This is a genomic window from Variovorax sp. 22077 (assembly GCF_052044195.1).
GTDB lineage: Bacteria > Pseudomonadota > Gammaproteobacteria > Burkholderiales > Burkholderiaceae_C > Variovorax > Variovorax atrisoli.
This window is the reverse complement of sequence record NZ_JBQEQC010000001.1, coordinates 190,293-203,211: the sequence shown is the minus strand read 5'-3', so window position 1 is coordinate 203,211 and position 12,919 is coordinate 190,293. Positions and strand designations below refer to the sequence as shown.

Below are 12,919 nucleotides of genomic sequence, written 5' to 3'. Positions count from 1 at the left end.
GCGAAGCTCACCACTTGCCATCCTTGGGCACAGCCTTGGGCGCGTTGGCCCTCGCATTGGCAGCTGCGGCGATCATCGAGGCAGCCTCCGAGCGGTTCGCCTTGTTCGCGAAGTCCACCGCAGTCATGCCCAGCTGGTTCTTCATGGTCGTGTCCGCACCCTCGTCGAGCAGCAGCTTCACCGCGTCGTTGGAGCCGTACATGGCCGCCATCATGAGCGGCGTGGTGCCGTTGGGCGACTGCGCGTCGATGAAGGCGAAGTTCTCGAGCAAGGTCTTCATGATCGCGATCTGCCCGCTGGTGGCGGCGTAGTGCAGCGGCGTCCAGCCGGTCTTGTTGACAGCGGCGTCGCGCTTGAGCAGCTGATCCACTACATCCTGCTGGCCCTTGATGGCAGCCAGCATCAGAGGGGTCTCGTCCTTCGGGCTGGCGATGTCCACGTCGGTCTGCGGCGCCTCGATCAGCACCTTGATCACCTTAGGCGAAGGCTCGCGCAATGCGATCAGGAGGCCCGTCTGGCCGTGTTCATCGCGGGTGTTGGGGTCGAATCCGCGCTGGATGAGGTTCCTGACGCCGCTGGCGTTGTCGCCGCGCACGGCCCGGAAAAAGTCTTCGAAGGAACCGGCATGGGCTGCAAAAGATGCAGCAACGACAATGAGATAGATCGATTTCTTGAAGTAGTTTTTCATGATTTGACTTCCCTGAACAAGGCTTCGAAATTGTCGCTCGTGGCCTTGGCGACGGCCTCCACGGGCATCTTTCGCAGCTCCGCGATCTGCTGCGCCACGTAGGGCACGTAGGACGGGTTGTTGGTCTTGCCGCGGTACGGCACCGGCGCGAGGTACGGGCTGTCGGTCTCGATCAGCATGCGGTCCAGCGGGACGAAAGCGGCCACGTCGCGCAGGTCCTGGGCCTTCTTGAACGTCAGGATGCCGGAGAAGGAGATGTAGAAACCCAGGTCCAGCGCCGCCCGCGCCACCTCGGCGGTCTCGGTGAAGCAGTGGAACACGCCGCCGGCCGCGCCGGGCGAGGCGTCCTCGCCCTCCTCCTTCAGGATCGCCAGCGTGTCCGCCGAGGCTTCGCGGGTATGGATGATCAGCGGCTTGCCGGTCTGGCGGGCGGCGCGGATGTGCACGCGGAAGCGGTCGCGCTGCCATTCGAGGTCGGAAATGCTGCGGCCGCCCTTGCGCTCCTCCATCTGGTAGTAGTCGAGGCCGGTCTCGCCGATGGCCACTACGCGCGGGCGCTGCGAGAGGCGCACCAGGTCTTCGACGGTGGGTTCGGCGATGTCCTCGTTGTCGGGATGCACGCCCACGCTGGCCCAGAAGTTGTCGTAGGCGGCCGCGAGGGCCTGCACTTCGTCGAATTCCTCGAGCTTGGTGCAGATGCACAGCGCCCGGTCGACCTGCGCCGCAGCCATGGCGGCGCGGATCTCAGGCATCTGGCCCGCGAATTCGGGAAAAGTGAGATGGCAGTGGGAGTCTGTGAACATCGGGAATGAGGGGATGGCGGTGCTCGCCCGTGGCTGGGCCCCGTGCGGGGTCCGTATGGGAGGCGGGCGCCGTCGAACGAGTTCCGCGCCACCGTGACGGCGGCGGAAGACTCAGATGGTTTGCGTGGGGCGGTCGGAGGCCATCGAGCCGCCGAGCGCCGCTTCGATGCGCGCCTTCAGCTGGCGCGACTTCTCGTCGGAAGGAAAACGGATGCCCACGCCCGGAGCCCGGTTGCCTGCGGCGCGCGGCGGCGTGATCCAGGCCACCTTTCCGGCCACGGGGTAGCGCTGCGGGTCTTCCGGCAGCGTCAGCAGCACATAGACGTCGTCGCCAAGGCGGTATTCGCGCGAGGTCGGAATGAAGATGCCGCCCTCGGCGAACAGCGGGATGTAGGCCGCGTACAGCGCGCCCTTTTCCTTGATGGCGAGCTGGATGACGCTCGGCCGGGCGGGTGCGGAGGATGCTGCGGGCGCAGCGGGTGCGGCAGGTTGGTTCATGGTCGGCGACGAGCGGCAGAGTTTAGGGTGGTTCGCGCTTCGCTCACAAGCGCTTCGAGCATGAGGCCCGCGTTGAACGGGTGCTCCGCGGTCCTTGCGGCGCTCGCGAGCGACTTCGACCAGCGCGCGAGCGCCAGCCGTGGCGGTGCCGCGGGCAGGTCGGCCGCTTCGAAGAATCGGGGCGCCGCGCCGTTGCCGACGGCCATCAGGTCATGGCAGAGCTTCTGCAGCGCGCCTACCGCCTGCGCAGGTGCGTGGTCGGCCAGCGCGCCGACGTCGCCTCGCACCATGGCCTTGGGCAGCAGTGCCCAGGCCTTGGGCGACTGCCCTGCCCGCGCGAGGCGCAGGGCATCGCTGGGCCGGCCGCCGGCGGCGCGCAGCAAGGCGGCCGCGTCGGCCGCAGGCACGTCCTGCGCGACCAGCCAGGCTTGCGCCTCGGCGGTTTCGGGCCAGGGAAGCGTGAAGCCGAGGCAGCGGCTGCGGATGGTCGGCAGCAGCTGCCAGGCAGCCTCGCTGGCGAGCACGAAGCGGACATCGCCGACGGGCTCCTCCAGCGTCTTCAGCAGCGCATTGGCGGTGATCGTGTTCATGCGCTCGGCCGGATACACCAGCACCACCTTGCCGCGTCCGCGCGCGCTGGTGCGCTGGGCGAAGCCGACCGCGTCGCGCATCGCCTCGACACGGATCTCGCGGCTGGGCTTGCGCTTCTTGTCGTCGATCTCGGCCTGGGCCTTCTCGTCGAGCGGCCAGCTCAGCTCATGCATGGCGACTTCGGGCATCAGCACGCAAAGGTCGGCATGCGTGCGCACCTCGATGGCGTGGCAGCTCGCGCAATGGCCGCAGGCGGTGCCCTGCTCCGTCGGCTGCTCGCACAGCCAGGCGGAGGCCAGGGCCAGCGCCAGTTCGTACTGGCCGATGCCGGACGGCCCCTGCAGCAGCCAGGCATGGCCGCGCTGGCGCAGCAGCTCCGTCAGCGGCCGGCGCAGCCAGGGAGACAGTGCCTCGGCGCTCATCGAATGCCTCCGCCGGCCAGCACACCGCGCGCAATCAGCTCGGACTCGATCTGCCACCAGACCTGTTCGCGCGTCTGGCTGGCGTCGATTCGCACGAAGCGTTGCGCGTCGGCGCTCGCGCGGTCCGCATAGCCCTGCGCCACGCGGCGGAAGAACTCGACCGGCTGGGCCTCGAACTTGTCGGGCACGCGGGCGCCGGCCAGCCGCTGCGCGGCGATCTCCGGGGCCAGGTCGAACCACAGCGTGACCTGCGGCTGCAGCAGCTTCGCGCTGCCGGCCTGCGCCTGGACCCATTGCTCGAGCGTCGACAGGACGGCGTTGTCGAAACCCCGCCCCGCGCCCTGGTAGGCGAAGGTGGCGTCGGTGAAGCGGTCGCAAAGCACCACGTCGCCACGCGCCAGCGCCGGCTCGATGACCTGCGCGATGTGGTCGCGCCGGGCGGCGAAGACCAGCAGCGACTCGGTCAAAGGGTCCATCGGCTTCTCGAGGATCAGCCCGCGCAGCGTTTCGGCCAGCGGCGTGCCGCCGGGCTCGCGAGTGCGCACGACGGTGCGGCCCTGCGCCTTGAAGCGCGCCTCCAGCGCATCGAGATGGCTCGACTTGCCCGCGCCGTCGATGCCTTCCAGCGTCAGAAAAAGGCCCTGTTCGCTCATTGGGTCGTCGCCTTCGGTTTGGTGTCGCCGCCACCGCGCTGGTAGCGGTTGACCGCTCGGTTGTGGTCGTCGAGCGAGCTGCTGAACTGGCTGGTGCCGTCGCCGCGCGACACGAAATACAGCGATTTGCTCTGGGCCGGCTGCACGGCCGCCAGCAGCGCCGCCTTGCCCGGCATCGAGATCGGCGTGGGCGGCAGGCCGCCGCGCGTGTAGGTGTTCCAGGGCGTGTCGGTCTGCAGGTCTTTCTTGCGCAGGTTGCCGTCGAAGGCGGTGCCCATGCCGTAGATGACCGTCGGATCGGTCTGCAGCGGCATGCCGATGCGCAACCGGTTGGCGAAGACGGCTGCGATCTCCGCCCGGTCGTTGGCCTTGCCTGTCTCCTTTTCGACAATACTGGCCAGAATCAGCGCCTCATCGGCCGATTTCAGCGGCAGGTCGGATGCTCGGGCAGCCCAGGCGGCTTCGAGCTTCTTGTCCATGGCCCGCATCGCGCGCTGCAGCAGGGCGACATCGGTGGAGCCCTTGGAGTAGGTATAGGTGTCCGGGAAGAAACGGCCTTCAGGATGCACGCCGGGCCTTCCCAGCTTGGCCATCAGCGCCTCGTCGGTCATGCCCACGCTGTCGGGCTTGAGCTGGTCGGCCTTGGCGAGCGCGGCGCGCACCTGGCGGATGTTCCAGCCTTCCACCAGCACCACGCTGCGCGTGGCCTCCTCGCCGCGCACCAGGATGTTGAGCAGCAGCTTGGGCGTCACGCCGCGTTCCAGCTCGTAGCTGCCGGCGCGCATCTGGCGGTCTTGTCCGGAGATGCGGAACCACAGGTAGAGCAGTTGCGGCTGGACGTCGACGCCCGTGTCGGCCACCGCCTGGGCGATGCCGCGCGGCGTGGTGCCGGGCTCGACCGACAGGTCGACGCTGGGCGCAGGCAGCTTGAGCGGCTGGTGCACCCACCAGAGGCCGGCACCGCCGAGCGCGAGCACGACCAGGGCGGCGAGCAGGAAAAGCGTGAGAAAGAAGCTGCGCACGGATCCGATGTGGGGGTGACGGAGAAAAAAGGAGGAAAAACCAGCAGGCCCCGGACGAGAGACAGGTGCCCTTGCGAACCGCAGGGCCGGAGCCCCCGCCGCCCCGAAGGGACAGGCCCGGCCATGATAATTCAGCGATGACCACTGTCGTTCTCAATGGGGTGACCGCCCTCTCCCATCTCGGCGTGATCCGGGCCGAAGGTCCCGACGCCGCCAGCTTCCTCCACGGCCAGCTCACACAGGACTTCTCCCTGCTCGGCGCCTCCGATGCCCGCCTCGCGGCCCTGTGCACCGCCAAGGGCCGTGTGATCGCAAGTTTCATCGGCATCAAGCCGCAACCAGAGCTGATCCTGCTGGTGTGCAGCCGCGACATCCTCGCCGCCACCCTCAAGCGTCTGTCGATGTATGTGCTGCGCGCCAAGGTCAAGCTGACCGATGCGACCGCGCAGTTTGCGCTCTACGGCCTGGCAGGCACCGCGCTCACGGCCAACGGACTCGACGCCGCTGCCCAGCCGGGCAAGCGCACGGCGGTCGGCGATGAAGTCAGCGCCGTGTCGCTCTACCCTGCCGACGGCGTGCCGCGCGCGCTCTGGATCGCCCCCGCAGGCCACGCTGCGCCAACGGGTCCGGCCCTGGAAGACAACCTGTGGCAATGGAGCGAGGTGCGCAGCGGCATCGTGACGCTGACGACCCCTGTCATCGAAGCCTTCGTGCCGCAGATGATCAACTACGAATCCGTGGGCGGCGTGAATTTCAAGAAGGGCTGCTATCCCGGCCAGGAAGTGGTTGCGCGCAGCCAGTTCCGCGGCACGCTGAAACGGCGCACCTACCTCGTGCAGGCCGACGCGCCGGTGTCCGTGGGCCAGGAAGTGTTCGCCGCCGACGACGCCGAGCAGCCCGTGGGCACCGTGGCGCAGGCAGCGCCGGCGCCCGGTGGCGGCTGGTCCGCGCTGGTCTCGATGCAGATCGCCGCGCTCGATGCCGGCGGCTTGCGCGCAGGCGCGGCCGACGGCCCGGCGCTCACGGTCGAGCCGCTGCCCTACCCGCTGCTCGAAGACATCTGAGCCCGCGCACTCCTTGAACCCCCAACGCCTTTGAAAGCAGGCGTTTGGCGCTGTCGGAAACGACGGCGCCATTTTTTTGCGTGTCTGCCAACCCCGTTGCCTTTGCTGCGCCGTAGAAGCCGGCACCGATCAACTCCGGCAAGGAAGACACACCATGAAGCGCAGACTCTTTTCCACCGCCCTGGCCGCGACAGCCATGACCGCCCTGGTCTCGCTCCCGGCCTGCGCCGAGCCATCGGAACGCCCCTATGTTCCTTCCACGCCGTCCAGCCGCATCGGTTCGCTGATGCAGATCAGCGTGGTCGACCGCGGCACCGGCGCCGAATTGCCGATCTACCGCCATCGCGGCGAATACTGGGTGGCCGGCCGCCCCGGCGCACGCTATGCCATCCGGGCGCGCAACGCGATGGGCGAGCGCATCATGGCCGTGATGTCCGTGGACGGCGTCAATGTGGTCACGGGCGAGACCGCAGGCGTACTGCAGAACGGCTACGTGTTCGGCCCCCGCGAGCGCAGCGACATCACCGGCTGGCGCAAGAGCGATTCGCAGATCGCGGCCTTCGAATTCGCGGCGGCCGGCAATTCGTACGCGAGCCGCACCGGCAGGCCCGACGACGTGGGCGTGATCGGCGTCGCGATGTTCCGCGAGCGCATGCCCGAGCCGCTGCCTCCGCCTGTCACGCCGTTCCCGCGCCGCGACGACTACGGCGGATATGGAGGGTATGGCCCCGAACGCGAGCGCCGCAGCGAATCGTCGTCGTACCAGGGCGATGCGCGGGCCAAGTCGGGCGCCGCGGACAGCGCCGCGCCAGCCGCGGCCGCCGAATCCTCTTCGTCGGGCAGCCTGGCGCGCCAGTCGGCACCCAGCCCGAGCCTGGGCACCGCCCACGGCCGCCGCGAAACCTCGTACGTCGGCAAGACCACCTTCGAGCGCGCGCAGTCGTCGCCCGACGAGGTCGTGCGCATTCGCTACGACAGCCGCGAGAACCTCGTCGCCGCGGGCATCATTCCGGTGCCGCCTGCGCCGCGCTGGCCGCGTCCCGCGGGCCCGTCGCCTTTCCCCGGCTCGGACCCGGGCTACGTGCCCGATCCTCTGAGCCGCTACTGAGAAGACGAAGCGGGCCGAAGCGGCCGGCGCATCTCGATGTGCGGGATGCCGGCCTCCTCGAAGCCCTCGCCGTGCGGTACATAGCCCAGCCGCGTGTAGAAGCGCTCGGCACTGCGCTGCGCGTTCAGCGCGACCACGCTGTCGCCGCGCTTCCGGGCGGCGTCTTCCAGCACCTGCATCACCGCGGCGCCATGTCCGCCGCTGCGCAGGTTGCGGTGCACCGCCACGCGGCCGATGTGCGAGATGCCGTTCTCGGCCGGCAGCAGCCGCGCCGTGGCGATGACCTGCCCGAGCCGGTTGCGCGCCACCGCGTGCAGCACCACGGCATCCTGCTCGTCCCACTCCAGCGATTCGGGAATGTTCTGCTCTTCGATGAACACCGCACGGCGCAGCGCACCGGCGCCTTCGCCCAGCGTGGCCCAGTCGCCCGTCTCGATGGTGCGCATGGCCTCGCCCGCCTCGTAGCCCAGCAGCACCTCGCGCAGTGCCGGCGGAACCGGCTTCGAGGTCTGCGTCGCCGGATCGGCGAACACGTAGACCAGCTCGCAGCCGACGAGAAACTGGTCCTGCCGGAACAGCCCGCCTTCGAACACGATCGACGAGTTGCCGATGCGCACGCAGCGCATGCCGACGTCGAGCACGTCGTCGATGCGCGCCGATGCGCGAAAGTCGACCGTCGCCTTGCGCACGTACAGGTCGCCGCCCATCGCGTGCATCGACTCCTCGTACGGCAGCGCCAGCGCACGCCAGTAGTCGGCGATGGCGGTGTCGAAGTACATCAGGTAGTGCGCGTTGAAGACGATCTTCTGCATGTCGACTTCGGCCCAGCGCACGCGCAGGCGGTGGAAGAAGCGGAAGTCCTTGCGTTCGTTGGATGTCGTCGTGTCGCTCATGGTGTCAGCAATGCCTCCTTGATTGCCCGGGCCGCGTCGTCCTGCGCCTGCAGCGCCTCCGGAATCGCCCGGCCCATCTTGATGAATTCGTGGATCACGCCGCGGTAGATCTCCAGGTCGACCGGAACGCCTGCCGCGCGCAGCTTGTCTGCGTAGGCGATGCCTTCGTCCACCACCGGGTCGCATTCGGCAAGGCCGATCCAGGCCGGCGCCACGCCGTCGACGTCGTCGGCCAGCAGCGGCGCAAAGCGCCAGTCGTCGCGGTCGGCGGGCGTGTTGACGTACTGCGCGAAGAAGAAGTCGATCATGGCCTTGGTCAGCAGCGGGCCGTCGACGTGGCGCAGGTGCGAGGCCGTGTCCTGGTGCGCGGTGGTGCCGGGGTAGATCAGCATCTGCAGCGAGAGCGGCAGCCCCGCATCGCGCGCGAGGATGGCGCAGACTGCCGCGAGCGTGCCGCCCGCGCTGTCGCCGCCCACCGCCAGCCGCGAGGGGTCGAGGCCCAGGCTTGCGCCTTCCTTCGCGATGAACTGGAAGGCATCCCACGCGTCGTTCGATGCGGTCGGGAACTTGTGCGCGGGGGCCAGCCGGTAGTCCACGGAAATCACGGCGCAGCCGCTCTTCATGCTCAGCACGCGGCACAGCGTGTCGTGCGTGCGGATGTTGCCGACGGTGAAGCCGCCACCATGGAAATAGATCAGCACCGGCAGCACCTCCGCCGAGGGCGCGTAGAGGCGCGCGGGGAGCGCATGGCCGTCGCGGGCCGCGATGGTGAAGTCTTCGATGCGCGCCAGTTCGGGCTTGGGCACTTCGAGCACGCCGGCACCCTTTTCATAGGAGGCCTTGGCCTCGTCGGGGGTCTGGCGGTCGAGCGGCGGGTGGCCTGCGCGGGCCATGCGTTCGACGACGCTGGCCATCTTCTGCGTGAGCCGCGTGGTGTCCGGTGTGCCCGGCGCGACAGCGGCAAGGGTTTCTTTCGTGTGCAAGACGGTTCGCTCTTGTTAGATTTGGCTGGTCGGCAATCGTACTGCCCCGGGCTCCCGGAGGCCTTCACCCCCATGGCACTCATCCAATACCTCACCCAGATCCAGTTCGAGTTCGGCGCGATCAAGCTGCTTTCCAGCGAATGCGCGCGCATCGGCATCAACCGTCCTCTGATCGTGACCGACGCCGGCGTGCGCGCGGCCGGCGTGCTGCAGAAGGCGCTCGACGCCATCGCCGACCTCGAAGTCTCGGTCTTCGACCAGACGCCCTCCAACCCCACCGAAGCCGCAGTGCGCGCGGCCGTGGAGCTCTACCGCAGCGGCCGCTGCGACGGCCTGATCGCCGTGGGCGGCGGCTCCGCCATCGACTGCGCCAAGGGCGTCGCCATCGCGGCCACGCACGAGGGTCCGCTCAAGACCTACGCGACCATCGAAGGCGGCTCGCCGCGCATCACCGATCGCGTGGTGCCGCTGATCGCGGTGCCCACCACCAGCGGCACCGGCAGCGAGGTGGCGCGCGGCGCCATCGTCATCGTCGACGACCACCGCAAGCTGGGCTTCCACAGCTGGTTCCTGATGCCCAAGGCGGCCATCTGCGACCCCGAGCTCACGCTCGGCCTGCCGCCCAAGCTCACTGCCGCCACCGGCATGGATGCCATCGCGCACTGCATGGAGACCTTCATGTCGGCGGCGTTCAATCCGCCGGCCGACGGCATCGGCCTCGACGGACTGGAGCGCGCATGGGGCCACATCGAACGCGCAACCAAGGACGGCAGCGACCGCGAGGCGCGCCTGAACCTGATGAGCGCGTCGATGCAGGGTGCGATGGCCTTCCAGAAGGGCCTGGGCTGCGTGCACTCGCTGAGCCACAGCCTGGGCGGCGTCGATCCGCGCCTGCATCACGGCACGCTCAACGCCCTCTTCCTGCCCGCTGTGATCCACTTCAACTCGGGCGCCGAGTCGGTGCAGAAGGAACAGCGCCTGCAGCGCATGGCGCAGGCCATGCACCTCGATTCGGCCGGCGACCTGGGCGATGCGATCCGCGACATGAACGCGCGCCTCGGCCTGCCCAAGGGCCTGGCCGAAGTGGGTGTGACGCCCGCGATGTTCGAGCAGATCATCGACGGCGCCATGGCCGACCACTGCCACAAGACCAACCCGCGCCTGGCCACGCGCGACGACTACAAGGCGATGCTCGAAGCCTCGATGTAAGGCCCGCGCAAGAAGCCTGTAATGGCTTCTTCTACACATTGCTTCAGTGAGCGTTCCGAGGGGTGTTTCAGAGGGAAAAACCGCCCTCTCACACCCCTCGCGTCATTTATGTGACATAAGGGATTTCTAGACTGTCACCGAAGGTTTCCCAGCCGCGGAAACCCAAGGGTCAGGGAAGTTCCGAATGCAGCGCACAGTCCAAGTCCACACCGTCCTGAGCTCGGAGCAGCTCAAGTTCCGCTCGATGCGGGGACGGGAGGGACTCTCCGAACTCTTCGAGTTCGAAGTGGACATGGTCAGCACCAGCTTCAGCCTCGACCTGAAGCAGCTGCTCGGCACCTCGCTCACGCTGGAGCTGGCCGACGAAGGCGGCCCGCGCTTCCTCAATGGCACCGTGGTTCGCTTCGAGCTCGTGGGCCGCGCCAACGAAACCGGCCGCCACTACATCTATCGCGCGCTGGTGCAGCCCTGGCTCTGGTACCTCACGCGCACCACCGACTGCCGCATCTTCCAGAACAAGAGCGTGCCCGAGGTGCTGGACGAAGTGCTGGGCAAGTACGGCTTCCAGTTCGAGAAGCGCCTCACCGGCAGCTACCCCACCTGGGAGTACTGCGTGCAGTACCAGGAGAGCGACTTCGCCTTCGTCAGCCGCCTGATGGAGCACGAAGGCATCGCCTATCACTTCGAACACGCCGACGGTTCGCACCTGCTGGTGCTGGCCGACGACGCAGGCAGCTACAAGCCTCTGCCGGGCCATGCCAGCATTCCCTACCGGCCGCGCGACCGCGTGGTCAATGCGCTGGAGCCCTGCATCGACCAGTGGCGGGTGGCCGAGCAGATCACCTCCGGCCGCGTGATGCTCGACGACTTCGATTTCCGGAAGTCGCGCGCCTCGCTCCAGAGCGTGCAGCAAGACCCCAAGCCTCACGATCACTCGACCTACGAGGTCTACGAATGGCTCGGCGGCTACACCGAGCACCAGCAGGGCGACGCCTACGCGAAGATCCGCCTGCAGGAGCTGCAATGCGCACACGAGCTGGCCGCGGGCCACACCAACGTGGTGGGCATGGCGCCGGGCTACCTGTTCCAGATGACGCATTGCCCGCGCGAGTCGGACAACCGCGAATACCTGGTCACCGAGACCCGCTACGACCTGCGCGAGCCCGAGTACTCCTCGGGCGGCAGCAGCGAATCGGTGTGCGAGTTCGACTTCACCGTGCTGCCCTCCTCCGTGCCCTACCGTCCGGCTCGCAAGACGCCACGCCCTCGTACCAACGGTCCGCAGACAGCCACGGTGGTCGGCCCCGAGGAGATCTGGACCGACCGATTCGGCCGCGTGAAGCTCCAGTTCCGCTGGGACCGCTACGGCCAGTCGAACGAGAACAGCTCCTGCTGGGTGCGCGTGTCGAGCAGCTGGGCCGGCGCCAACTACGGCACCATGCACATGCCGCGCGTGGGCCAGGAAGTGATCGTCGATTTCATCGGCGGCGAGCCCGACCGCCCCATCGTCACCGGCCGCGTCTACAACAGCGACCAGATGCCGCCATGGGAGCTGCCCGCCAACGCCACGGCCAGCGGCATCCTCACGCGCTCCAGCAGCGGCGGCGCAGCCAACCAGGCCAACATGCTGCGCTTCGAGGACCGCACGGGTGCCGAACAGATCCTGCTGCATGCCGAGCGCAACCTCGACGTTGAAGTGGAAGCGGACGAAACCCACACCACCGACGGCACCCGCACCACACTCATCAAGGGCCACGAATCGGCCACCTACCAGGACGGCGAGACGCGCGACATCACCGCCGGTGCCAGGGAAACCATCACAGGCGGCGACACCCGCAGCGTGACCGGCGGCTTCACCGAGACCGTGACCGGCGGCGTGAACCAGACCATCTCGGGCGGCAAGACGCGCGTGCTCAGCGGAGGCCTGAACGACACCATCACCGGCGGCGTCAACTCGACCATCACCGGCGGCTACCACGGCACCATCAACGGGCAGGAAGTGCGCTTCGTGAGTGCGGGCCGGCAGGACACCATCGACGCTTCGAACACGGTGGTGGTCAACGGCCCGTCGACCACCACTGTCACCGGCCCGACGGTGCATACCTCGCCGGACGTGACCTTCAACACCACGAACCACATCCACAACACGACGCAGCACGTCATCAACACCACCGTCTACAACACGACGTCGAACACCTACAACAACCTGGCGGTGAGCTACACCAACAACTCGGTCAGCTACACCAACAACTACGCCAAGAGCAGCGACTGGCGCCTGACCCGCTCCGGCGGCGCGGGCTTCCGCTTCGGCGCGGTGGGCATGTCGCTCGACTTCTGGGGCGTGCGCCAGCAGTTCTACGGCATCAACTCGCAGTACGCGGTGCTCAAGGTCGACTTCCTGACCTTCAAGATAGCGAACAAGGGCATCGACATCACCAACCAGGCCATGGAAGTCGGCAGGACCGCGGTCCGCTTCTACATGGACGGCATGGCGGCCTATGCGCAGGCCATGCACCTCGTGATGTGACGCCCGACATGGTCGAGTGGGAGACGCTTCTCTGGGTGTTCTTTGGCGTGGTGATGGCCGTGGTGGTGCTGGGCGGCATCGGCGCGGTGGGCTACATGCGCAAGGAGAACGGCCGCTACACGGCCGAGGCCAGGCGCTGGGCGGTGCTCGCGCAGACGGGCCAGCCGGCTGAAGCCGTGGTCAGCAACGTGCGCATGCATCCCAACAACATGACGCGCGGCGGCTCGCGCGGCCAGACGGTCTGCGCGCTGGTGCTCGACGTGGCCTACACCGATGCCGCCGGCGCGGCGCATTCGGCCTCGATTCCCACCTTCGTCGAAGACGCGCTGGTGCCGCAGTTCCTCACGCCGCAGCGCGTCGTCCACTTGCGCTACGACCCGAGCGATCCGGCCTCGGTGGCCATCGACCGCACGCGCACGCCGCTGGAGCTGCTGCGTGCCGACTGAGCGCTGTTCGCT

General features: G+C 68.0%; 13 protein-coding genes. 5 read left to right on the top strand and 8 right to left on the bottom strand.

Going from position 1 to position 12,919, the window contains the following annotated elements:
* Positions 1-7: 7 nt before the first annotated feature.
* The 6 genes from ACTJLF_RS00900 to mltG all read right to left on the bottom strand — a co-directional run bounded on the left by ACTJLF_RS00900 (position 8) and on the right by mltG (position 4,677).
* Positions 8-688, bottom strand: a complete 681-nt coding sequence (locus ACTJLF_RS00900; protein WP_132751024.1) for an ankyrin repeat domain-containing protein — start codon at positions 686-688, stop codon at positions 8-10.
* Positions 685-1,491 carry a TatD family hydrolase gene (locus ACTJLF_RS00895; protein ID WP_019652642.1) on the bottom strand — a complete coding sequence of 269 codons (807 nt, stop codon included), beginning with the start codon at positions 1,489-1,491 and terminating at the stop codon, positions 685-687. Before ACTJLF_RS00895 ends, ACTJLF_RS00900 begins: the two co-directional genes overlap by 4 nt.
* A gap of 111 nt (positions 1,492-1,602) precedes the next feature.
* On the bottom strand, positions 1,603-1,989 hold the full coding sequence (locus ACTJLF_RS00890; RefSeq protein ID WP_019652641.1) for a PilZ domain-containing protein: 387 nt from the start codon (positions 1,987-1,989) through the stop codon (positions 1,603-1,605).
* The gene (locus ACTJLF_RS00885; RefSeq protein WP_019652640.1) at positions 1,986-3,002 is read right to left on the bottom strand and encodes a DNA polymerase III subunit delta'; all 1,017 of its coding nucleotides are present in this window, start codon (positions 3,000-3,002) and stop codon (positions 1,986-1,988) included. Before ACTJLF_RS00885 ends, ACTJLF_RS00890 begins: the two co-directional genes overlap by 4 nt.
* A complete protein-coding gene (gene tmk / locus ACTJLF_RS00880) occupies positions 2,999-3,655 on the bottom strand; it encodes a dTMP kinase (protein ID WP_132798707.1) in 657 nt (218 codons plus the stop codon). Before tmk ends, ACTJLF_RS00885 begins: the two co-directional genes overlap by 4 nt.
* Positions 3,652-4,677: an endolytic transglycosylase MltG gene (gene mltG, locus ACTJLF_RS00875; RefSeq protein WP_019652638.1), complete on the bottom strand. Its 1,026-nt coding sequence runs from the start codon at positions 4,675-4,677 to the stop codon at positions 3,652-3,654. The genes tmk and mltG overlap by 4 nt, the downstream gene beginning before the upstream one ends.
* Before the next feature lie 137 nt (positions 4,678-4,814).
* Between mltG and ygfZ the strand changes: the two genes are divergently transcribed.
* On the top strand, positions 4,815-5,741 hold the full coding sequence (gene ygfZ / locus ACTJLF_RS00870) for a CAF17-like 4Fe-4S cluster assembly/insertion protein YgfZ (RefSeq protein WP_019652637.1): 927 nt from the start codon (positions 4,815-4,817) through the stop codon (positions 5,739-5,741).
* Positions 5,742-5,895: 154 nt separating this feature from the next.
* A complete protein-coding gene (locus ACTJLF_RS00865) occupies positions 5,896-6,849 on the top strand; it encodes a hypothetical protein (RefSeq protein ID WP_440882307.1) in 954 nt (317 codons plus the stop codon).
* Here ACTJLF_RS00865 and ACTJLF_RS00860 read toward each other — a convergent pair.
* Together ACTJLF_RS00860 and ACTJLF_RS00855 are read right to left on the bottom strand one after the other, a co-directional pair.
* Positions 6,843-7,742: a YbgC/FadM family acyl-CoA thioesterase gene (locus ACTJLF_RS00860; RefSeq protein ID WP_019652635.1), complete on the bottom strand. Its 900-nt coding sequence runs from the start codon at positions 7,740-7,742 to the stop codon at positions 6,843-6,845. The two genes, ACTJLF_RS00865 and ACTJLF_RS00860, sit on opposite strands and share 7 nt — an antisense overlap.
* The gene (locus tag ACTJLF_RS00855; RefSeq protein ID WP_309936203.1) at positions 7,739-8,656 is read right to left on the bottom strand and encodes an alpha/beta hydrolase; all 918 of its coding nucleotides are present in this window, start codon (positions 8,654-8,656) and stop codon (positions 7,739-7,741) included. Before ACTJLF_RS00855 ends, ACTJLF_RS00860 begins: the two co-directional genes overlap by 4 nt.
* Positions 8,657-8,797: 141 nt before the next feature.
* On the opposite strand from ACTJLF_RS00855, the gene ACTJLF_RS00850 reads away from it, so the two are divergent.
* From ACTJLF_RS00850 to ACTJLF_RS00840, 3 genes are all read left to right on the top strand, one after another.
* Complete coding sequence (locus tag ACTJLF_RS00850; RefSeq protein ID WP_126181836.1) at positions 8,798-9,934, top strand: iron-containing alcohol dehydrogenase; 1,137 nt, start codon at positions 8,798-8,800, stop codon at positions 9,932-9,934.
* A 184-nt stretch (positions 9,935-10,118) separates the two neighbouring features.
* The gene (locus tag ACTJLF_RS00845; RefSeq protein WP_440882306.1) at positions 10,119-12,461 is read left to right on the top strand and encodes a type VI secretion system Vgr family protein; all 2,343 of its coding nucleotides are present in this window, start codon (positions 10,119-10,121) and stop codon (positions 12,459-12,461) included.
* Positions 12,458-12,907 carry a hypothetical protein gene (locus tag ACTJLF_RS00840; RefSeq protein WP_440882305.1) on the top strand — a complete coding sequence of 150 codons (450 nt, stop codon included), beginning with the start codon at positions 12,458-12,460 and terminating at the stop codon, positions 12,905-12,907. The genes ACTJLF_RS00845 and ACTJLF_RS00840 overlap by 4 nt, the downstream gene beginning before the upstream one ends.
* Positions 12,908-12,919 lie beyond the last annotated feature (12 nt).